This is a genomic window from Nocardioides marmoribigeumensis (assembly GCF_031458325.1).
Classification (GTDB): Bacteria; Actinomycetota; Actinomycetes; order Propionibacteriales; family Nocardioidaceae; genus Marmoricola_A; species Marmoricola_A marmoribigeumensis.
On sequence record NZ_JAVDYG010000001.1, the window covers coordinates 2,146,460 to 2,166,198 of the forward strand.

19 protein-coding genes and 1 tRNA gene are annotated in these 19,739 nt (G+C 74.2%); 11 read left to right on the plus strand and 9 right to left on the minus strand.

All coding sequences use genetic code 11. From position 1 onward, the window contains the following. Positions 1-10: 10 nt before the first annotated feature. Entirely contained in the window at positions 11-3,289 is a 3,279-nt protein-coding gene (locus J2S63_RS10250; RefSeq protein ID WP_310301802.1) for an ATP-binding protein, read from the minus strand. 87 nt (positions 3,290-3,376) lie between these two features. Continuing rightward, the gene (locus tag J2S63_RS10255) at positions 3,377-4,036 is read right to left on the minus strand and encodes a hemerythrin domain-containing protein (RefSeq protein WP_310301803.1); all 660 of its coding nucleotides are present in this window, start codon (positions 4,034-4,036) and stop codon (positions 3,377-3,379) included. A gap of 166 nt (positions 4,037-4,202) precedes the next feature. On the opposite strand from J2S63_RS10255, the gene J2S63_RS10260 reads away from it, so the two are divergent. Continuing rightward, positions 4,203-4,454, plus strand: coding sequence for a hypothetical protein (locus J2S63_RS10260; RefSeq protein WP_310301804.1), 252 nt, complete (start codon positions 4,203-4,205; stop codon positions 4,452-4,454). A 111-nt stretch (positions 4,455-4,565) separates the two neighbouring features. Beyond that, positions 4,566-5,759 (plus strand): DUF8462 domain-containing protein, encoded by a 1,194-nt coding sequence (locus tag J2S63_RS10265; RefSeq protein ID WP_310301805.1) that lies wholly within the window; start codon positions 4,566-4,568, stop codon positions 5,757-5,759. 323 nt (positions 5,760-6,082) lie between these two features. On the opposite strand, the gene J2S63_RS10270 is transcribed toward J2S63_RS10265, so the two are convergent. From J2S63_RS10270 to J2S63_RS10285, 4 genes are all read right to left on the minus strand, one after another. Then, the gene (locus J2S63_RS10270) at positions 6,083-6,619 is read right to left on the minus strand and encodes a GNAT family N-acetyltransferase (protein WP_310301806.1); all 537 of its coding nucleotides are present in this window, start codon (positions 6,617-6,619) and stop codon (positions 6,083-6,085) included. Between the two features lie 63 nt (positions 6,620-6,682). Then, a complete protein-coding gene (locus tag J2S63_RS10275) occupies positions 6,683-7,540 on the minus strand; it encodes a 2'-5' RNA ligase family protein (RefSeq protein WP_310301807.1) in 858 nt (285 codons plus the stop codon). Beyond that, a complete protein-coding gene (gene mgrA, locus J2S63_RS10280; protein ID WP_310301808.1) occupies positions 7,537-8,580 on the minus strand; it encodes an L-glyceraldehyde 3-phosphate reductase in 1,044 nt (347 codons plus the stop codon). The genes J2S63_RS10275 and mgrA overlap by 4 nt, the downstream gene beginning before the upstream one ends. 23 nt (positions 8,581-8,603) lie before the next feature. After that, positions 8,604-8,843, minus strand: coding sequence for a VOC family protein (locus J2S63_RS10285; RefSeq protein ID WP_310306665.1), 240 nt, complete (start codon positions 8,841-8,843; stop codon positions 8,604-8,606). Between the two features lie 63 nt (positions 8,844-8,906). Between J2S63_RS10285 and J2S63_RS10290 the strand changes: the two genes are divergently transcribed. Then, on the plus strand, positions 8,907-9,689 hold the full coding sequence (locus J2S63_RS10290) for an NAD(P)-binding domain-containing protein (RefSeq protein WP_310301809.1): 783 nt from the start codon (positions 8,907-8,909) through the stop codon (positions 9,687-9,689). Then, positions 9,686-10,612 carry a threonine/serine dehydratase gene (locus J2S63_RS10295; protein WP_310301810.1) on the plus strand — a complete coding sequence of 309 codons (927 nt, stop codon included), beginning with the start codon at positions 9,686-9,688 and terminating at the stop codon, positions 10,610-10,612. The genes J2S63_RS10290 and J2S63_RS10295 overlap by 4 nt, the downstream gene beginning before the upstream one ends. A gap of 470 nt (positions 10,613-11,082) precedes the next feature. Here J2S63_RS10295 and J2S63_RS10300 read toward each other — a convergent pair whose 3' ends face one another. Then, on the minus strand, positions 11,083-12,435 hold the full coding sequence (locus J2S63_RS10300) for an HNH endonuclease signature motif containing protein (protein WP_310301811.1): 1,353 nt from the start codon (positions 12,433-12,435) through the stop codon (positions 11,083-11,085). A 274-nt stretch (positions 12,436-12,709) separates the two neighbouring features. Beyond that, positions 12,710-13,915, minus strand: a complete 1,206-nt coding sequence (locus tag J2S63_RS10305; RefSeq protein WP_310301812.1) for a winged helix DNA-binding domain-containing protein — start codon at positions 13,913-13,915, stop codon at positions 12,710-12,712. Positions 13,916-13,954: 39 nt separating this feature from the next. Here J2S63_RS10305 and J2S63_RS10310 point away from each other — a divergent pair, with 39 nt between their 5' ends. Continuing rightward, positions 13,955-14,497, plus strand: a complete 543-nt coding sequence (locus J2S63_RS10310) for a dihydrofolate reductase family protein (protein WP_310301813.1) — start codon at positions 13,955-13,957, stop codon at positions 14,495-14,497. A 37-nt stretch (positions 14,498-14,534) separates the two neighbouring features. Continuing rightward, the gene (locus J2S63_RS10315; protein WP_310301814.1) at positions 14,535-15,401 is read left to right on the plus strand and encodes an alpha/beta fold hydrolase; all 867 of its coding nucleotides are present in this window, start codon (positions 14,535-14,537) and stop codon (positions 15,399-15,401) included. A 1-nt stretch (position 15,402) separates the two neighbouring features. Here the strand turns inward: J2S63_RS10315 and J2S63_RS10320 are convergent, their stop codons facing one another. Next, a complete protein-coding gene (locus J2S63_RS10320) occupies positions 15,403-15,771 on the minus strand; it encodes a hypothetical protein (protein ID WP_310301815.1) in 369 nt (122 codons plus the stop codon). 147 nt (positions 15,772-15,918) lie between these two features. On the opposite strand from J2S63_RS10320, the gene J2S63_RS10325 reads away from it, so the two are divergent. The 5 genes from J2S63_RS10325 to J2S63_RS10345 all read left to right on the plus strand — a co-directional run bounded on the left by J2S63_RS10325 (position 15,919) and on the right by J2S63_RS10345 (position 19,738). After that, positions 15,919-16,413 carry a hypothetical protein gene (locus J2S63_RS10325; RefSeq protein WP_310301816.1) on the plus strand — a complete coding sequence of 165 codons (495 nt, stop codon included), beginning with the start codon at positions 15,919-15,921 and terminating at the stop codon, positions 16,411-16,413. A 59-nt stretch (positions 16,414-16,472) separates the two neighbouring features. After that, positions 16,473-16,563: transfer RNA gene (locus tag J2S63_RS10330), tRNA-Ser, on the plus strand. A 303-nt stretch (positions 16,564-16,866) separates the two neighbouring features. Beyond that, positions 16,867-18,561 (plus strand): S8 family peptidase, encoded by a 1,695-nt coding sequence (locus J2S63_RS10335; protein ID WP_310301817.1) that lies wholly within the window; start codon positions 16,867-16,869, stop codon positions 18,559-18,561. Next, positions 18,561-19,223: an RNA polymerase sigma factor gene (locus J2S63_RS10340; RefSeq protein WP_310301818.1), complete on the plus strand. Its 663-nt coding sequence runs from the start codon at positions 18,561-18,563 to the stop codon at positions 19,221-19,223. Before J2S63_RS10335 ends, J2S63_RS10340 begins: the two co-directional genes overlap by 1 nt. Continuing rightward, complete coding sequence (locus J2S63_RS10345) at positions 19,220-19,738, plus strand: hypothetical protein (protein ID WP_310301819.1); 519 nt, start codon at positions 19,220-19,222, stop codon at positions 19,736-19,738. Before J2S63_RS10340 ends, J2S63_RS10345 begins: the two co-directional genes overlap by 4 nt. Position 19,739 lies beyond the last annotated feature (1 nt).

A 19,739-nucleotide genomic window follows, 5' to 3' on the forward strand; every position in this document is an offset into this window, starting at 1 on the left:
GCGGCCGAGTCTAGGAGCAGGCGTCGAGCGCGGTGCGTGCTCGGGCGGTCCACTGCACGTTGCCCGTGCGCTCGAGCAGCTCCAGCGCGGCGGTCAGGTGCCGGCGGGCCGCGTCCACGTCGCCCAGGGCCAGGCAGACCTCGCCGAGGATGCCGTCGTAGGCGCCGAAGACGCCGGAGAGCTGACCGGTGACGACCAGCCGCCCGGCGTGCGGCGTGAGCACGCGCCGCGAGTCCTCGAGCACCTCACGGTCACCGAGCGCCACCGCGAGCGCGGCCCGGACGACCGTCGCCGACGCGCGGGTGTAGTCACGGCGGGGAAGCGGGACGGCGACCAGCTCGCGGGCAGGCTCGGGCTCGCCCACCTCGAGGTGGGCCAGGCCGCGGGCGTAGGCGAAGCCGGTCACCCCCAGCACCTGGAGGCCGTAGTCCATCGCGTCGGCCAGCTCGTGCAGACGGCCCTGCTCCCAGCGCAGGTGAGCCCGCTGCCCCCACTCGTCGATGGCGAAGAACTCCGCCAGCGGGGTCGGCGCCGCAGCCGCCTCGTCCAGGCGCTCCCAGGCCTCGTCGTGCAGCCCGTCGTTGATCATCAGGCCCACCCGGGCGGAGAGGACCTGCCGGGCCAGGGTGGGGTCGCGCAGGTCCGCGGTCCGCCGCTCGAGGTCGGCCACCACGCGACGCGCGTGGTCCAGGTCGCCCTGCTCCGCGGCGTACGTCGTCGCCTGCAGGTCGGCGACGACACCGAGGACCGTGTGCCCGCGCACGAGGCCGCGCAGCCACTGCGCCGCGAGCCCTCGCTCCTCGACCAGGCCGGGACCGCGGCAGGCCACCACGGCGTGGTAGGCGACGCGCCGTGAGAGGTCGGGGTCGAGCGCGTGCGACTCCGCGTGCAGCACCCGCAGGTCCGCGGCGACCGCCTCCTCCTCGCCGATCGCGCCCCACAGCATCATGCGGACCCCGCGCCCGAGCACCTGGGCGGGGGAGTCGGGAGGGAGCCGGTCGAGCGCGCTCTCGAGCCGGGCGACCAGCCGCTGGGCCTCCTCGGCGTCCTGGAACGGGATCCACACGCCGTGCCCCGCGAAGGCGTCGAGCGCCCGCACGACCTGCTCGGCGTCGTGGCGCTCGTCCGCCAGCGCGAGGGCGCGGACCACGACCTCCCGGGCGTCGCCGAGCAGGCCGGCCGCGTGTGCGGCGTCGGCCAGCCCGAGCAGCAGCTCGAAGGACGTGCCGGGGTCGCCGCCGGCGACCGCGTCGGCGGCGACCGCCTCCTGCCACAGGGGGACCGCGGCCTCCGCGGCCCGGCGGTTCATCGCCGCCCGGGCCGCCCGGGCGCAGAACTCGGCCGCGGCCGCGGCCTGCGCGGGGCCCAGCTCGGCGGCCGCGACCCAGTGCCGGGCGATGGCGGCGTGGCGGTCGTCGCGGTCGCCGAAGACGCGGGTCAGCGCGACCGCGCACCGCTCGTGCGCCAGCGCCTGCCACGCGCTGCTGCGGCGGGCGAGGAGGGCGTCGACCAGGAGGCTGTGGGCGAAGCGCACGGTGAGGGCACCCGCGCCCGAGCCCGAGGCGCGCACGAGCCCGGCGCGCTCCGCCGCGTCCAGCACCTCGACGGCCTCGACCATCGGCACGCCGGCGACCTCGGCGACCACCCAGGCCTGCGCCTCGTCGCCGACGACGGCCGCGGCCTCGAGCACCGCCGTGGCCTGCTCGCCGAGCGAGGCGACCCGGTGGGCGACGACGTCGCGCACCGCCTGCGGCACCTCGGTGCCGGACAGAGCGACCTGCGTGACCAGGAACGGGTTGCCACCCGTGCGGGCGAGCACGTCGGGGGCGTCGGGTCCACCGGGTCCGGTCTCGCAGCCCAGGTCCGCCAGCAGGCGGTGTACGTCGTCCACGCCGAGACCGCCCAGCTCGACACGGCGGGTGCCGAGGTGGGCCAGCCGCGACATCGTCGACGACATCGCCGAGGCCTCGTGGCTGCGCGCGGTGCCGACCACCGCCAGGCCCGGGACCCGGGCGGCGACGGCGTGCTCGAGCAGCCGGAGGGTGGGGGCGTCGGCGGCGTGGAGGTCCTCGAGCACGACCAGGAGAGGTCCGGTCGCGGCCAGGTGAGCGACCACGGCGTCGTAGAACCGCAGCCGTGCCCCGTCGCTCTCGCCGGCCTCGGGGGTGACCAGGGTGCCCTCGATGAGGGCGCGGACCTCGGCGGGCGCCTCGACCTCGGGACGCAGGGAGGCCAGACCGCGCAGCACCTGCTCCCACGGCCACAGCGGGGGGACGGCGCCGTGGTCGGGGCTGCGGCCCCACAGCACGGGCAGCCCTGCGCGCGCCGCCAGCTCCTCGACCAGCGCCGACTTGCCGACGCCGGGGTCGCCGAGCACGAGCGCGCTGGGGTCGGTCCCGGCCGTCGCGCCGCGGACCAGGTCGAGCAGGGTCACCAGCTCGTCCTCGCGGCCGACCAGCCGGTGCTGCGCACGTGCGGAGTGAGGCGGCACGTGGGAGGTGGCGGGTGGGGCGGGGGGTGGGGCGGCCGGTGGTGTCGGCGGGTCCAGCTCCTGACGGAGGATGGCGGCCTCGAGCTCGCGCAGCGCGGGCCCGGGATCGAGCCCGAGCTCCTCGGCGAGCACCTGCGTGGCCCGGCGCACCGCCCCGAGCGCGTCGGCCTGCCGGGCGGAGGCGTGGTAGCCGCGGGCCAGCAGCTCCCAGGCGCGCTCGCGCAGCGGGTCCTGCTCCACGAGCTCCTCCAGGGCGGGCACGGCCTCGGCCTGGCGCCCCAGCTGCAGCTGCATCGCGGCGCGCTCCTCCACCGCGCAGCGGCGCAGGTCCTCCAGCCGCTCGGCGGACGCGCGGGCCCACTCCTGGTCGCGGACGTCGACGAGGACCTCGCCGCGCCACAGGGCCAGCGCCGCGTCGTACGCCGCCAGCGCCTCGGCCGCACGGTCCTCACCGGCCAGCTGGCGTCCGGTGGCGACCAGCTGCTCGGCCTCGCGCAGGTCGAGGTCGAGCTGCTCGGTCATGAGCGCGTAGCCGGTGTAGGAGCTGACCAGCACCTGCGGCGGTCCGGTCGCCGGCTCGAGCACGCGCCGCAGGTGGGAGACGTAGACCTGGATGCCGCTCTTGGGAGAGCGGGGCTGGTCCTCGCCCCAGAGCCGGTCCGCGAGCGTGTCGACGGGCAGCACGCGGTCGGCGTGGAGAGCGAGGAGGGTCAGGAGGGCGCGTTCCTTCGGGCTGCCGATCGGCACCGGGCCGTCGGCGCGCAGGAGCTCAGCGGGTCCGAGCAGGTTGAGCCGCACGCGGCACATCCTAGGAACCCGCGCACCCCTGCGCCCCGGGCCGATGGTCACCCTCCCGGCCGTCCGCGTCGTCTCCTCCACCCCCCGTCAGCGAGCGCCGGCGAGGTTGGGCGGGAGGGGGAGCGCCGGCTCCGCGGTGCCGTAGAGCGCGACCATCCGCCGCTGGTGGGCCGGCCACCAGAACATCCGGTGCAGGACGCGCACGACGGCGGGGTGCTGCGCCAGGGCGGCCTCCCGCTCGGTCGCGGTCAGGCAGCTGAAGATCCAGCCGAACACGACGGGGGTGCGTCGCAGCCCGATCTCCTGCATCGCCTGGCGCCGGTCCTGCTCCATCATCTCGGGCGTCCAGTGGGCGAGGATCAGCGGCACCGCCGTGCGCTCCTCGTGGTCGAGGTGCGCGTTGAGGTGGGCGTGCAGCGCGGCGAGGTCGGCGGCCCGCTCGGGCAGCGGGAGGCTGCGGTCGCTCGCCCGGGCGATCAGCGGGTCGAGCACCGCGTGCTCGGACTCCAGCGCCTCGAGGTCCTCGGCGGCCTCCGGTGCGGCCTGCAGGAGGAACGGCCAGACGTGGACGTCCTCGTGGGTGTGGTGGGCGTGGAGGATGTCGAGGACGAGGCCGACCTGGTCCTCGATGAGGGCGGCGTGCGCCTCGTCGCGCGGCGCCCGGGCGGCCTCGGCCAGACGCCCGAACTCGGCGCGGAAGCCGGCGTGCATCGACAGGAAGCCCTGCAGGTGCTCGATGGTGATCATGGTGTGCTCCTCGGGTGTGGGGTGGGTGGATCGGTCTCGTCCCGGTCGGGACGGGCACACCGTCGCCCCCGGCGCTTGGGGACCGGTTGCCGAACGCTTGTCGTCCCCACAGGGCCCGCTCAGCCGGGGGCTGGTCAGGGGCCAGGTCCGTGGGCGACGATGGGCCATGGCCGGCGCGCAGGGGATCGGGACGCAGATCGCGTCCGCACGGTCCGGGGAGCTCTTCCTCGACGACCGCGGCGAGCAGCGCACGCTGCGCCTGACCTGGCACCGCGAGGTCGACCTCGTCGTGCTGTCGCTGTGGCGCGAGGGCCGGTGCACCGGCACCTTCCGGCTCCGGGTGAGCGAGGTGCCCACGCTGATCGCCGCCCTGCAGGCGGGGCTCGAGGGGGATCTCCCGTCCGCTGGCGATGTCTAGCGCTGGGGCTAGACATGCCTAGCGATCCCTCGCGAGTCGCAGCGCTGCGACACGATCACGCTCGCTAGCCAAATCTACGGATCGCGCTAGAGCGCGCCATACCGTCTGATCGTGGACCCGATCAGGAACCCCTACGCCCCCGGCGCCGGCCAGCGCCCGCCCGAGCTCGCCGGCCGCGACCGGGAGCTGCAGCAGTTCGAGGTGACCCTCGAGCGGGTCGCCGCCGGGCGCCCGGAGCGGTCCATGGTCGTCTCCGGGCTGCGGGGCGTCGGCAAGACCGTGCTGCTCAACGCCCTGCGCAGCCAGGCGGTCAAGCGCGCCTGGGGCACCGGCAAGATCGAGGCCCGCCCCGACCAGTCGATCCGGCTGCCGATCGCCCAGGCCACCCACGCCGCCGTCCGCGAGGTCGCCCACCGGCACCGCGACCCCGACCGGGTCGACGAGGTCGCGAGCGTGCTCAAGGCCTTCGCGCTCAAGACCGAGCTCAAGGACCGCAAGGGCGTGCGCTGGCAGCCGCCGACCGACGTCCCCGCCGCCCGTGGCCGCGCCGACTCCGGTGACCTCGAGCTCGACCTGGTCGAGCTGTTCTCCGACGTCGCCGAGCTCGGTCGCGACCTGGGCGTGGGCATCGGCCTGTTCGTCGACGAGATGCAGGACATCGCGTCCGAGGAGCTGGCGGCGATCTGCGGCGCGGTCCACGAGATCAGCCAGCAGGGCGCCCCGCTCGTGGTCGTCGGCGCCGGGCTGCCCCACCTGCCGGTCGTGCTGTCGGCGTCGAAGTCCTACGCCGAGCGGCTGTTCCGCTACGTCTCGGTCGACCGGCTCCCGCGCGAGATGGCCGACCGGGCCTGGCTCGTGCCCGCCGCCGAGGAGGGCGTCGCCTACGAGCCCGAGGCGCTCGACGCGCTCTACGAGCTGACCGACGGCTACCCCTACTTCGTGCAGGCCTACGGCAAGGTCACCTGGGACGTCGCGGTCGGCAGCCCGATCCGCCCCGACGACGTGGCGGCGGCCTCGCCCGAGGCCGAGGCCGAGCTGGCGGTCGGCTTCTTCGGCTCGCGCTACGACCGGGCCACCCCGGCCGAGCGCGACTACATGCGCACGATGGCCGACCTCGGGGCCGAGCCCGGTGCCCCCGACCGGGTCACCACCGCCGACATCGCCAAGTCGCTCGGCCGTCGGCCGCAGTCGCTGTCGCCGGCCCGCGACGGGCTGATCAAGAAGGGCCTGATCTACTCCGCCGAGCGCGGCTCGGTCGCCTTCACGGTGCCGCACTTCGGGCAGTTCCTGCGCCACCAGCGCTGACAGTGGCGCCAGTGTTCGGGCTCCGCGCCGTGGGTCACGGACCCCTGCCCCGGTGGCCGCGAGGCGGCGACGAGTTCGGCGGATCGGGGACCAGTTCGGCGGCTCCCGACACGAGTACGCCGCCCAGAGGTGTCCGCATCCGCCGTACTCGAACCGGATCCGCCGAACTCGAACCCGTGCCGGTCTTCCGCGCCGCGGAAGCGGCGAGCGCTACAAGCGGCAGAGCCTGCTGCTCGACGACGAGGGCGTCGTGCGCCACGTGCAGATGCCGATCACCGACCCGTCGGGGTCGGTGGCCGAGATGCTCGAGGCGGTGCGGTCGCTCAGAGGTCGAGGCGCATGACCGCCCGGCGCGACCCGGGCCGGGCGACCTCGGCCAGCCCGGCCGCGGCGAACGTCGCGACCGTCCCGACGTGCAGCTCCTCGCTGATCACGTCGGTGCGCGTGAGCGGGTAGGCCTCGATCGCCCGTGCCCCGCCGGCCCGGGCGTGCTCGACGGCCGCCGCGGCGAGAGCACGGCTGACCTCGCGCCGGCGCCGACCGGACCGGACGAACAGGCACGTCACCGCCCACACCGAGTCGTCCTCGCGGTCCTCGTCACGGCCCTCCCAGGGCACGCGGAAGACCCGCACCAGCCCGTCGTACGACGAGCGCGGGGCGACCGCGCACCACCCGACCGGCTCGGCCACGTCGTAGGCCACGAGCCCGGACGTGGTGCCGGCGCCGGGGTCGCCGCAGCTGGTCTGGTCGCGCAGCCGGGCTGCCCGCTCCTCCGCGGGGAAACTGCCGAAGGACTCGCCCGGTCCGAGGCGGTAGCGCTGGCACCAGCACCGCGGACCCGGACCGCGGTCGCCGAACACGGACTCGGAGGTCCTCCCAGGTCGCCTCGTTGGCGGGGCGCACGGTGTAGCCCGGCGGCTGGGTCATCGTGGCCGGAACCCCGAGCAGAGGACGCGCAGGTAGCCGATGCGGTCTCCCTCGGGCGTGCTCCGGTAGTAGACCTGCTGCTCGGCCACGTGCGACCCGTCGGCGTTCTCGAGGTCGAAGCGATAGCTCACGCGCTCGGTGTCGCCGACCACCTCGCCCTCGGTGACGGTGTCGCCGACGATGCGGTCGGACTCCTTGAACCAGTGGCCGAGGACGGTGTCCACGACCTCGTCGGGGCTGCTGCCCTCCCACGTGCGTCCCGGGGTGAGCCCCCGGAAGTCCACCTCGGGGGCGAGCAGCGCCCGCATCCCGGACTCGTCCTTGTCGGCGATGGCGCGCGCGAGATGCGCACCGAGGGTGTCGCTCATGGGGGCCAGTGTCCACCCGGTCGGGTGAGCGCACCAGCCCCTGGTGTCACTCGGGTGTGACCAGCTGCGGTGGTCGCTGCCGACCGGTACGTCGAGCAGTCCCGCCGGTCGAGCTCTGCCCAGCGGGAACGACCCGACCTGACGCCAGCCGGGCTCCTCGGTGAGCAGCGACGGCCCCGCCCACAGCGAGATCGCCTCGACCCGCTGGGTCACCGGCAGCTGCCGGACGACCGCCGTCTCCGCGACCCGGAGGTCCTCGACCGTGTGGTGGTGGAGGGTGAACGCCGGGACCGCCCGCGCCACGTCGGTCAGGGCTGCCAGGTCGGCCTCGCGCAGCGCCGCGAACGGCACGAAGGGGAAGACGACGGTCACGTGCGCGGGGTCGCCCACGCGAGCGGCACGGTCCAGGCGGCTCCGGTGCCGGCCGACGACCGGCTCTGCGGCGGGGACCGTGATCAGCAGCGCGGTCTCGACCGGGTCGGTCACTCCTCGGTCTGCTTGGCCCACAGGTTCACGCCCGAGTCGACCGCGTGCCGGTCGATCTCGTCGAGCTCCTCCTGGGTGAGCGGCGGCGCGTCGAGGGCGTCGAGGTTGGTGTCGAGCTGCTCGACAGAAGAGGCGCCGATGACCGCGCTCGTGACGCGCGGGTCGCGCAGCGCCCACTGGAGGGCGAGCTGGGCGAGCTTCTGCCCGCGACGCTTCGCGATCTCGTTCAACGCACGGACGCGGTCGAGGACGTCGTCCTCGAGGCCTGCGAGCGTCGAGTCCTCGCGGGCGGCGCGCGAGTCCTTGGGCACGCCCTCGAGGTAGCGGTCGGTGAGCAGGCCCTGGGCGAGAGCGGTGAACACGATGCACCCCATGCCCTGCTCCTCGAGCTCGTCGAGCAGGCTCTGGCCACCGTCGGTGGGCGCCTCGATCCAGCGGTTGAGCATGGAGTACGACGGCTGGTGGATGAGCAGCGGCGTGCCGAGCTCACGGGCGATCGTGGCGGCCTCGCGCGTCCTCGCCGCCGAGTACGACGAGATGCCGGCGTAGAGCGCGCGGCCGGACCGCACCGCGGTGTCCAGCGCCCGCATCGTCTCCTCGACCGGCGTCTCCGGGTCGAACCGGTGGCTGTAGAAGATGTCGACGTAGTCCAGCTGCATCCGCTTCAGCGACTGGTCGAGCGAGGCGAGGACGTACTTCCGCGACCCGCCGCCCTGGCCGTAGGGACCCGGCCACATGTCCCACCCGGCCTTGGTGGAGATGACCAGCTCGTCGCGCAGGCCCTTGAAGTCCTCGGCGAGGTAGCGGCCGACGTTCTCCTCCGCGCGGCCGTAGGGCGGGCCGTAGTTGTTGGCCAGGTCGAAGTGCGTGACACCGCGGTCGAAGGCCCGCCGCAGGATCGCGCGCTGGGTCTTCTCGGGCCGGTCGGTGCCGAAGTTCTGCCACAGCCCGAGCGAGATCGCCGGGAGCTTCAGGCCGCTCCGCCCGGTGAAGCGGTAGTCCATCGAGTCGTAGCGGTCCTCGGCCGCGCGGTATGCCATGTCCCGACGTTAACCGGCGCGCCTCAGAGCTCCGCCTCGGACCTCAGCACGCAGAACAGGTTGCCCTCGGGGTCGGCCAGCGTCACCCATCCGCTGCCGGGTCCGCAGATGCCGCGGTGGTCGGCGTGCAGGAAGGCGCCGTACGCCAGGAGCGCAGTCACCTCCTCGTCGCGCGTCCGCTCCCGGGGGCGCACGTCGAGGTGGATGCGCGGTCGTCCAGGCAGTCGATGGTGGTGTGCGAGACGGAGCAGGCCATGGCTCAGTCCTACGGGTCACGGGCGGCCGGCGCCAGCGGTTTGCCCGTCGGCCGGGCGTCCCATCCCTCCATGGCGTACGTCGTGCAGCCGGCCGACCGCCTCCTGACCTCGTCGAGGTGGCGCCCGAGGAATGACGCCCTGGGCCTGGGTGTTCCACACCTCATGACCACCTGGGGAATCATCGGAAGCGGCAACATCGGCACCACGGTCGCGCGCCTGGCGATCGACGCGGGACACGACGTGGTGCTCAGCAACAGCAGGGGTCCCGAGACCCTGACCGACCTGGTCGAGAGCCTGGGCGACCACGCCCGCGCCGCCACCGCCGAGGAGGCGGCCGAGGCCGGCGACGTCGTGCTCGTGACGATCCCGCTCAAGGCCTACCGCGACGTGCCCGTCGAGCCGCTGCGCGGCAAGACCGTGCTCGACACCATGAACTACTACCCGCAGCGCGACGGCGAGATCGCCGAGCTCGAGGACGAGTCGACCACCACCTCCGAGCTGCTGCAGGCGCACCTGCCCGAGAGCCACGTGGTGAAGGTCTTCAACAACATCTTCTTCCAGCACCTCGCGACGCTCGCTCGTCCCTCGGGCGCCGAGGACCGCAGCGCGCTGGCCATCGCCGGCGACGACGCGGACGCCAAGAAGAACGTCACCGAGCTGCTCGACGAGCTCGGCTACGACGCCCTCGACCTCGGCCCGCTCGCCGAGGGCTGGCGCATCCAGCGCGACACCGCGGCCTACGGCACGCAGTACGCCGCCGACCCCGAGGACTGGACCAAGGGCGCCGAGCCGGCCGGCGTCGACGAGGTCGGCACCCGGGCCGCGCAGGCCCTGCGCTACCGCGACGCGTGAGGGTCACCCGCCAGGACGTGCTCGACGCCGCCCGTCGCATCGACGGCCGGGTCCGTCGTACGCCTTTGCTGCCGCCGGCGCAGCGGGACTCCGTCTGGATGAAGTGCGAGCTCCTCCAGCACTGCGGCGTCTTCAAGACCCGTGGCGCGTTCAACCGCCAGCTCGCCGGGCTCGAGGCCGGCGAGATCGGCGGGGGCGGGGTGGTCATCGCCTCCGGTGGCAACGCCGGCCTGGCGCAGGCCTTCGCCGCGCGCGAGCTCGGCGTGCGGTGCACGGTGTTCGTGCCCGAGGCGGCGCCGCAGGTCAAGGTCGACCGCATCCGGGCCTACGACGCCGAGGTGCGACCCGTGGGCGCTGAGTTCGCCGAGGCGCACCTGGCCTCGGTGCGGTTCGCCGAGGAGCACGGGGCGGTGCTGCTGCACGCCTACGACCAGCTCGAGGTCGCGGCCGGTGCGGGCACGATCGCCGAGGAGATCCTCGAGGACGAGCCGGGCATCGACACGATCGTCGTCGCGGTCGGCGGTGGAGGGCTGTACGCCGGCATCGCCGCCTCCGCGCTCGGTCGGGCCCGCATGGTCGCCGTCGAGCCCGAGCGCTGCCCGACCCTGCACGCCGCCCTGGCCGCCGGCGAACCGGTCGACGTCGAGGTCGGCGGCGTGGCAGCCGACTCCCTCGGCGCACGCCGCCTCGGCGAGCTGGCGTTCGCCGCCACCCGGGCCGAAGCGCCCGTCTCGGTCCTGGTCACCGAGGACGAGATCCTCCGGGCCCGCACCCGCCTGTGGCAGGACTTCCGCCTCCCGTCAGAGCCCGGCGCTGCCACGGCGTACGCCGCCCTCACCTCCGGCGGCTACGTCCCGGCCGAGGGCGAGAAGGTCGCGCTCGTGGTGTGTGGTGCCAACACCGACCTCGCGACGTTGGCGTGAATCCTGGCGGCCCAGCCCGCATCTCCTCGGCCACCGCGTGGCTGGCGGCGTCCGGCTCCGCGAGCAGCCCGGCGACGACGCCGTCCTGGTCGGCGGACGAACGGTTCTGGCTCAGCTTGGCCGTGAGCCGGGTGACGGCCTCGCGCAACCGGTGGACGTCGTGGAAGACCTCGACGGTGCCCTGAGCTCGACGGCTGAGTAGTTCCAGGTGGGGACGACGCGTCCCGCTCCAGATGATCGGGAGCAGCGTCGCCACGGGGTAGCCGTCGGCGCCGACCGTGACCAGCTGCGCCGCGCCGCTCTGGGCGACGAACGCACGCATCCGATCCTCCTCGTCCATGGCGTTGAAGGGCGGGACGTACACGAGGCACCTCCGTGCTCGGTCGTTGACGACGTGCTGTGCGGCGACGAGCAGCATCGTCGCTCGGACGGTGACGTCGAGATGGGTGGACGCCCCGGGTCAGGTCGGCCTATCTGCGGCGGTTGAAGCGGACGTCGCCGTTGGGCAGCCGGACGGCGAGGTAGCGGTCGTCGTGGGCGCGGTGGTGATGGTGGCTGCAGAGCAGGACGGCGTTGTCGATGTCGGTCTTGCCGAACCGGCCCCACGGGAGCCAGTGGTGGGCCTCCGCCCAGGTGCCGGGGACGTCGCAGCCCTCGGCGCGGCAGGTCCGGTCGCGCAGGAGCAGGGCTCGTTGCTGGGCCGGTGAGAACAGCCGCCGGTTGTAGCCATAGTCGAGGATCTGGGACTTGCCGCCGAGGACGACGGGGAGGATCTGGGCGTTGCAGGCCAGGCGCCGGGTCTGCGCGGCCGTGAGCTGGTTGCTCGTCGCGGAGACGCCGTCGACGAGGCCGCCGGGGATCGCGGCGGTGGTGAGCACCTCGGCGGTGCCGAGCTCCTTGCACAGCGCGTCGTAGTCGATCGTGACGACGATCTGGGTGGCGTTGCCGCCGTGGACGGGCAGCCGCTGGGGGTCGACGGTCTCGAGGAACGTGCAGAACGCCTGCCCCAGCCGACGCGGGCGCGGGAGCCGCTGGACCGGGTCGGGGTGGCTGGTCAGGGTGCCGTCGTCGCCGCTGGCACCGTCGGTCGGGTCGAGCGTGCTGGCCTTGCGCGGGTTGGTGAAGGCCTCGAGGTAGACCGCGAACCGCGTGCCGGACACCTCGTCGATCTCGCCGGTGAACGCGATGCGCCCGTCGGCCTTGCGGCGCAGCCGCAGGGTCGCGCCCTCCTCGGCGTCGGTCTCGAGCGCGGCCAGGCGACGGGCCTCGACCTCCTCGGCGACCTCGGGGGCCACGACCTCGAGGATCTTGCGGCCGAGCGCGGCCAGCTGTCGCGGGCCGTGGTCCGCAGCGAGGGCGACCAGGTGGGCCTCCGCCTTCTCGAGGACCTCGGCGTCGACCCACGGCGCCAGCCCCTGGAGCGAGCGGGCCATCGTCCGCGCCTGGGCCAGCGACACGTCCCCGGTCCTCATCGCCGCGGCCACTGCTGTCCACCGGCGGTCGAGGTCGGCTGCGAGCCCGGCGTCGGCCTTGGCCGCAGCGGTCTCGGTGCGGGTGGCCTGGGAGTACCACCCCGCGACGTCCCGGGCTGCGACGTCTGCGGCCACGTCGTCCGCGTCGGCCATGATCCGCATCCGCAGCTCGACCACCTGCGCCTCGGCCCGTGCGAGCCTCCTCAGGGCGAGGGCCTTGGTCTCGGTGCGCATGAACGCCGGGTTGACCTGGACGACCGAGACCAACGCGGTCTCGATCGCGTCCAGCGCGGTCAGCACCGGGTGCTCGGGCACGGCGGAGGAGGACGGCTGCGGCAGGGACTGGGTCACGCTGCGGGCCTCCTCCACGGATCGGCGACAGGACAGTCACACGGGCGCGTGTGTCTGCTGGTCGCCGCTCCGGGGGCCCTCACCGGGCTAGATCACCGTTCGAACCATCGCAGCTGAGCCCATACCCCCGAGATGGCGCAGGTGGTCCGCTCTGACGGCGGCGTCTGGCTCGAGATCTCCGGGCTCTGAGGAGAGCATAGCACACGCTGGACCACAAGCGAACACCAGTTCGAAAGATGGGGAGAACGTGCTGCGGCCCGGGGCGGCCCGCGGGTCAGCCCAACGCGGCCCGCGCCTCGCGCGCGGCCACCGAGTTGTAGATCGTCCCGACCACCTCGCCGTCGAGCCACTCGGTCAGCCGGGCGGCCTCGGCCTCCAGCGCCCGCCGGCCGGCCGCGGGGACCTCGCTCTCGACCGACACGTGCACCCGTCCGTCGGGGGACTGGAACCACGCCCCGACGACGCGGCCGTCCCACCAGGCGGTGGCACCGATGTTGCCGGCCCGGTCGGTGTGGCGGTCGGGGTCGGGGAGGTAGAAGCCGCGGGCCTTCCAGCCCATGACCGTCGGGTCGAGGACCGGCAGGAGCGCGGCCCACGCGGACACGTGTCGGACCGGGGCGACGTCGTCGGGCAGGACCCACCCGACCGCTCCCGAGTCGAGCGAGACCGGGACGGCTCCGAGGCCGGCGAGGGCCCGGCGTACGACGGCCTTGGTGTCGCCGAGCCACCACTGCAGGTCGCCCTCGGTGCCGGGACCGAACGTGCGCAGCCAGCCGGCCACCAGGGCGGCGTAGCCCTCGTCGGGGTCGGGCCGCGACGGGACCTCGCCGAGCCAGGTCTCCATCAGGGTCCAGGTCGGCTTGTTGATCCGCCAGTGCCCTGCGTTGCGACCGCGCACGAGCAGGCCGTCGGCGGCGAGGTGCGTCATGATCCAGGGCGCCACCGGGGTCGGGGAGCTGTAGGACTTGCCCGGAGCGGGGTCGACCAGCACGTCGAGGTCGGGTGTAGCCGCGCGCACCTCGGCCGTCGTCCGCGCCTCGCCGTCGGCCAGGACCGTGAGGAACGCGGCCTCGGCCTCGCGCAACCAGGTGGCGCCGTCGTCGGTGTGGCCGGCCTTCTCGAGCATGCCAGCGTGGCGCGCCCGCTCGGTGACGGCGACCCGCGCGGACGAGCTCGCGAGCGCCGCGGGCAGGAGCGAGCGCGGGAAGACGAAGAGGGTCCGGCGCATCGCCAGCTGCTTGACCACCGACCGGTCGTCGTAGAGCGCCCGCTCGACGTCGGCGACCGACCGGTCGCTGCGGGCGGCGACCGCGAGGTGGACGCTCGCCGCCTCGGTCGCGTGCAGCACGGTCATCGCGCCGACCACCTCCTCCACCGAGGACAACCGGTGGTCGGCGTGGAGCCCGTGCCTCCGCGCCAGCCGCGCGCGACGCTCGTCGTCGGTGACGTGGCGGACCGGCTGAGGAGCACTGGCGGGCATGTCTTCCATCTTGTCGGTGGGCACCGACACGATGGGTCGATGGCTCGCACGATCTTCTACACCGCCTCCAGCGTCGACGGGTTCATCGCCGACCAGCACAACTCCCTCGACTGGCTGGTCGACACCGACCACGCGCTCCCCGAGGACCATCCCGACGCCTACCCCACGTTCGTCGCCGACATCGGTGCGCTGGTGATGGGGTCGACCACCTACGAGTGGGTCGCGGCGCACGAGCCGTCGTCGCGCGAGCAGTGGCCCTACGAGCAGCCCACCTGGGTGTGCACGCACCGCGAGCTCCGGCTCCCCGCCGCGGGTCGCGTCGAGACCTGGTCCGGTGACGTCGCCGGGCTCCACCCACGGCTCGTCGAGGCCGCGGAGGGCAAGGACGTCTGGGTCGTCGGGGGTGGCGACCTGGCCGGCCAGTTCCTCGACGCCGGGCTGCTCGACGAGGTCCATGTGCAGCTCACCCCCGTCGTCCTGGGCGCCGGTGCCCCGCTCCTGCCGCGCCGGGCGCCTCTCCGGCTGCTGGGGGTGAGGCAGATGGGCGACTTCGTCGCCACGAGGTACGCCGTCCAGCGGTGACGGCCGTGGCACGCGGGCGCGTGACTACGCTGCCGGGATGCCGACCCCCGACGCACCGCCCCTCGGCGAGGACCGGATCACCAGCTTCACCCGCGCGGGCCTCACCTTCGACGTCCGTGACACCGGGCCGCTCGAGGGCGACGTGGTCGTGCTGCTGCACGGCTTCCCCCAGCGCGCCGCGAGCTGGGACCAGGTGGCCGCCCACCTCCACGCGGCTGGGTTCCGCACGATCGCCCCCGACCAGCGGGGCTACTCCCCGGGCGCACGGCCCATCCGCCGGCGCGACTACGCCCTGCCGCTCCTGGCCGACGACGCCGCGGCCCTGCTCGACGCGATCGGCCGGCCGGTCCACCTCGTCGGCCACGACTGGGGAGCCGCGGTCGCGTGGCTCGTGGCGGGCAGCCACCCGGCCGTGCGGTCCCTCACCTCGGTCTCGGTGCCGCACCCGGCGGCCTACCTCCGCGCGGTGGCCGGACCCCAGCTGCTCAAGTCGTGGTACGTCCTGCTCTTCATGCTGCCGCGGGTCACCGAGCTCATGGCCACCCGAGCGCCTGCGCGGTTCGTCGCGCAGCTGCTGGCGTTCGGCATGACCGACCAGGAGGCCGACGGGGTGCTCCGCGACGTCGTGGCGTACGGCGCGCTGCCGGGCGGCCTGGGGTGGTACCGCGCGATCCCGCTCACCGGCCGCCGCACGCGCGCGATGTGGCAGCAGAAGGTGTCGGTGCCGGTCACCCACGTATGGAGCACCGGCGACACCGCGCTGGGCCGGAGCACGGCCGAGCTCGCGGAGCGGTGGACGACCGGGCCGTTCGAGCTGGTCGTGCTCGAGGGTCTCAGCCACTGGCTGCCCGAGCAGGCGCCCGACGTGCTGGCCGAGGTCGTGCTCAGCCGGATCGAGGGCTGAGCTACTCGGACCCGCCGACGTCACGTCCGTCGGCGTCGTAGGCCAGGTCCGTCACCCGTTGGTGGTGGTGGCTGATGTCGTGGCTGAGCCGCAGCAGGTGGCGGCGCAGGCGCTCGGCGTCCTCGTCGGGCGTCGCGTCGGTCAGGCGCGTGCCGAGGGAGCCGAGCCGGTCGAGCAGCCGGGTCCGCTCACGGTGGAGGCGGCCGGCTCGCGCCGCGACGGCGCACTCCTCGACCACCTCCTCGGCGGTGAGGGCGGCGCCGACCGACGCCATCCGTTGCTGCACCACGTGTCGCCACGTGCGCGGCGCGGGGGGAGGACAGACGAGAGCCTGCTCGAGACCTGCGACGGCGAGGTTGAGTCGCTGCATCGGATCACCTCCGGGGGGCCTGCGGGGGTGGTGGGGAGTGATCCGAGTGTGGGACCGGCGTGTCGGCTTGTCCAGATCCGGGACGGTCGGACAATGCCCGCTGCGTGAACCCGGTCCGATCAGGTCCCGCCCGCTCTGCTGTAATCGATGCCCGTGCCCCCCAAGTCCCGCGAGCCCCGCGCACCCCGCCCCACGACCGCCTACGCGTTCGACCGGGCGCTGCTGGTCCGGGCGATGGGCATCCTGCTGCTGGTCAACGGCGTCGTGGTCTTCGGGGTGGCCGCGCTGACGGTCGTCGCCTCGGTCTCGGGCCTCGTCCTCAGCGTCGTCGTGGTCCTCGCCGCCCTCGTGCTCGTCACCGCCGGGACGTGGCTGGGTCGCATGCGCACGATGGTCCGCTTCGACGACGACGGCTACCAGGTGCGCGTGCTCCGCGGGGCCGGGGTGAAGCAGGCCCGCTGGCGCGACGTGGAGGACGTGGTCACCACCACCTCCGCCGGCCAGGACTGCGTCGTGCTCCGCCTGCGCGACGGGCGTACGACGACGATCCCGCTCGGCGTGCTCGAGGGCTCGCGCCAGGTCTTCGTCGACGACCTGCGGTCCCGGCTCGACCGGGGCCACGGCTACCGCCGCCTGCGCTGACCCGGCCCCGGAGTCGATTGGCGGCCCGCCGAAGCCGCCCGGTAGCCTGTCCCCGGCCGGGAGGTGTCGCCTAGTCCGGTCTATGGCGCCCGACTGCTAATCGGGTTTGGGGCAACAACCCCATCGAGGGTTCAAATCCCTCCACCTCCGCCGACCTGAGGGCCCGTCACGTCACGCGTGACGGGCCCTTCGTCGTACCCCGGGAGGACGCCCGGGAGGACGCCCGGGAGGACCCCCGGGAGGACCCCCGAGACCCCGCGGGACGACGCTGCGGACAAAGGTTCCAGCCGGACGTATCAGGCCCGGCCCCGACCCCCTCCTCGGTCTCAGGGTGCGACGTCAGAGCGGTCGTCACGCCCGGGCAGCGGAGGGCTCGGTCCCAGGAGGGGAGAGACCGGGCCCCCCGCTCGGCTCTAGGCTCAGCCCACCACCGCTCCTACCCGGAGGTCAGTGATGCAGGAGCCTGAGCAGCAGCAGCCCCTCAAGAACCCTCGAGCCCGCCTCACCCCCACGCCGCCGTTCCTGCGGGACGTCGCGCAGCAGTACCTCAACGTGCGCCTGCTCGACCCCCTCACCGCCTACCAGGTCAGGGGCCAGCACGGTATCAAGCCGACGGCGTTCCTCGCCGACTCGCTCCTGGTCCGCGGCCGGGACCGGACGACGATCGCCACGCTGGAGGAGGTCGCCGCCGAGGCCGGCTTCAGCCTCGCGTGGGACGCCCGGGTCGCCGAGGACCAGGCGCTGCTGGACCGCGCCGAGCTGGCGAAGGACGAGCGCGAGGCGATCGAGGCCGTCTGGGTGCGCCGGGTCCGGCTCGTCCCCGCCGAGGAGCCGGTGCAGCCGGTCTACAAGCCGATCGACACGTGGCGACTCCTGCAGGCCTACCGCGTGCGCGTGATGGACGACCCGCAGCGCCTCGCGGACGTCGGCCTGGAGCACCCCGCGTCCGCCGACCCGTTCACCGGGGCGCATCCCTTCACCGGAGCCCACCCCTTCACCGGCGCCCACCCGTTCACCGGGGCGCACCCCTTCACCGGCGCCCACGGCGTCAGCGGGTCCGCCGGTCTCGACGCCTACGCCTCGCCGGGCTGGGGGGGACGGCAGCCGGTGAGCTGGAACGGGCTCGCGCCCACCCCGTCGTACGACCTGGACGGCACGGTGCCGCGACCCGTCGTCGCCGTGCTGGACACCCCCATCGGCGAGCACCCGTGGCTGCGCAAGGAGTTCGTGCGCCACGACGTCGCCGTGCTGGGGGAGCCGATCGGCCACCACGCGGAGACTCCCGCCGAGGAGGAGGCCGAGGAGAGCGGCATGACCGAGTGGATGGTCGGCGAGCTCGGCCAGGACTCCGGCCACGGCACCTTCATCGCCGGCCTGGTCCGGCAGGCCTGCCCCGAGGCCCTCGTCCTCGACGTCCCGGTGTTCGGCAACGACGGCGTCGTCGCCGAGTCCGACCTGCTCCGGGCCCTCCAGCTCATGGCCCTGCGCCAGCTGCTCGCCCGGCGCGACGCGCTGCCCGACGAGGTCACGGAGCCGGTCGACATCCTCGTGCTCTCGCTCGGCTACTACCACGAGCAGCCGGAGGACGCCGCGTTCGACGCCCTGCTCCGTGGCCCGATCGACCTGCTCGGGCGCCTCGGCGTCGCCGTCGTGGTCTCGGCCGGCAACGACGCCACCGACCGGCCGATCTATCCCGCCGCGTTCGCCCCGCACACGCCCGCCGGGCTGACCGCCCACCCCGGCTGCGTCCCGGTGACCGCGGTCGGCGCGCTCAACCCCGACAGCACGATCGCGCTGTTCAGCAACGACGGCCCGTGGGTCCGGTTCCGCCGCCCGGGCGCGTCCCTGGTCAGCACGATGCCGACGACGTACGACGCCGCGCTCGAGCCGACCAACGCCCTGGTCAACGCGGACGCCGAGTGGCGGACGGGGCTCGACCCCGACGACTTCTCGTGCGGCTTCGGGGTGTGGAGCGGCACGTCGTTCGCGGCGCCCGTCTTCGCCGGTCAGCTGGCCGCCGCACTGGCGGCCCGCCTGCTCGCCGGCGACACGACCGACCGGGTCGCGCTGATGCGCGAGCTGCTCGACCAGATGCCCGGCGCGCGCGAGAAGCGGCCCCCCGCCATCGACCCGGCGGAGGTGGACTGATGAGCGACACCCCCGGCACCCACGGCACGCACGACACCCACGGCGCCGCCCCGACCCTGGTCACCCGCGCATCGGCCGCCTTCGCGGCCTACCAGGCCGGCGACCGCTTCGCCTTCGACACCCTCGTCGAGGTCGTCACGCCGCTGATGTGGCGCGTGACCCGCGGCGCCGGGCTCGACCCGACCACGAGCGAGGACGTCATCCAGGGCGTCTGGCTGGCGCTGCTCCGCTCCGCGGAATCGGTGCGCGACCCGCAGACGATCGTGAAGTGGGTGCTCACCTCCACCCGCCGCGAGGCGTGGCGTCTGTCCAAGCGCACGCGCACCGACCAGCAGCGCAGCGGTGCGGTCTTCGGGGTCGACAGCGAGGAGCTGATGCAGATCCCGGCCGCCCGCGAGGCCGGCCCGGAGGAGCGGGTGATCGCCGACGACCGCCAGCGGCTGCTGTGGGGCCACGTGCAGACGCTGCCCGAGCGCTGCCGCCAGCTGCTCGGGGTCATCGCGTACGCCGACAAGCCGGACTACGCCTCGCTCGCCGAGGCGCTCGGCATGCCCGTCGGCTCCATCGGTCCCACCCGGGGCCGGTGCCTGGCCAAGCTGCGCGACGCGCTGGCCAAGGACTCGGCCTGGGCCGGTCACCAGCAGGAAGGACTCACCCCATGACCGACGACGACTTCCCGACCGGCGTGAGCGCCGACGTCGAGGCCCTCGCCACCGCTGCGATGGACCGCGAGGACGAGGCGCTGCTGCGCGAGCTCGACCTGCTGCTCCGCCAGGCCGACCCGATGCCCGCCGACCTGGTCGACCGGGTGCAGTTCGCCCTCGCGCTCGACGAGCTGCACGCGGAGGTCGCGGAGATGACCCGCCTGTCCCTCGACGCCCTGGCAGTCCGCGCCGACCCGACCGTGGAGGCGGCGACGACGTCGCTGACCTTCAAGACCGACGCGTTCACCGCGATGGTCACCGTGACCCGCACCGGCGACGACGCGTTCCGCCTCGACGGCTGGGTCGCCCCTCCGGTGCCGCTGCGCGTGGTCGTCCGGATGCAGGAGGGGGTGCGCGAGGTGGAGAGCGACGACTCGGGCCGCTTCGTCGTGGACGGCCTGCCCGGCGGCTTCGCCCAGCTGGTCTTCCACCACGACGGCGGGGCCGTCGTCACGCCGATGTTCGAGCTCTGAG

Coding starts and splice junctions, on each gene's coding strand:
- J2S63_RS10305 (WP_310301812.1), bottom strand. CDS start 13,915: ATGCCCGCCAGTGCTCCTCAGCCGGTCCGCCACGTCACCGACGACGAG.
- J2S63_RS10290 (WP_310301809.1), top strand. CDS start 8,907: ATGGCGTACGTCGTGCAGCCGGCCGACCGCCTCCTGACCTCGTCGAGG.
- J2S63_RS10345 (WP_310301819.1), top strand. CDS start 19,220: ATGACCGACGACGACTTCCCGACCGGCGTGAGCGCCGACGTCGAGGCC.
- J2S63_RS10335 (WP_310301817.1), top strand. CDS start 16,867: ATGCAGGAGCCTGAGCAGCAGCAGCCCCTCAAGAACCCTCGAGCCCGC.
- J2S63_RS10325 (WP_310301816.1), top strand. CDS start 15,919: ATGCCCGTGCCCCCCAAGTCCCGCGAGCCCCGCGCACCCCGCCCCACG.
- J2S63_RS10260 (WP_310301804.1), top strand. CDS start 4,203: ATGGCCGGCGCGCAGGGGATCGGGACGCAGATCGCGTCCGCACGGTCC.
- mgrA (WP_310301808.1), bottom strand. CDS start 8,580: ATGGCATACCGCGCGGCCGAGGACCGCTACGACTCGATGGACTACCGC.
- J2S63_RS10255 (WP_310301803.1), bottom strand. CDS start 4,036: ATGATCACCATCGAGCACCTGCAGGGCTTCCTGTCGATGCACGCCGGC.
- J2S63_RS10315 (WP_310301814.1), top strand. CDS start 14,535: ATGCCGACCCCCGACGCACCGCCCCTCGGCGAGGACCGGATCACCAGC.
- J2S63_RS10310 (WP_310301813.1), top strand. CDS start 13,955: ATGGCTCGCACGATCTTCTACACCGCCTCCAGCGTCGACGGGTTCATC.
- J2S63_RS10340 (WP_310301818.1), top strand. CDS start 18,561: ATGAGCGACACCCCCGGCACCCACGGCACGCACGACACCCACGGCGCC.
- J2S63_RS10320 (WP_310301815.1), bottom strand. CDS start 15,771: ATGCAGCGACTCAACCTCGCCGTCGCAGGTCTCGAGCAGGCTCTCGTC.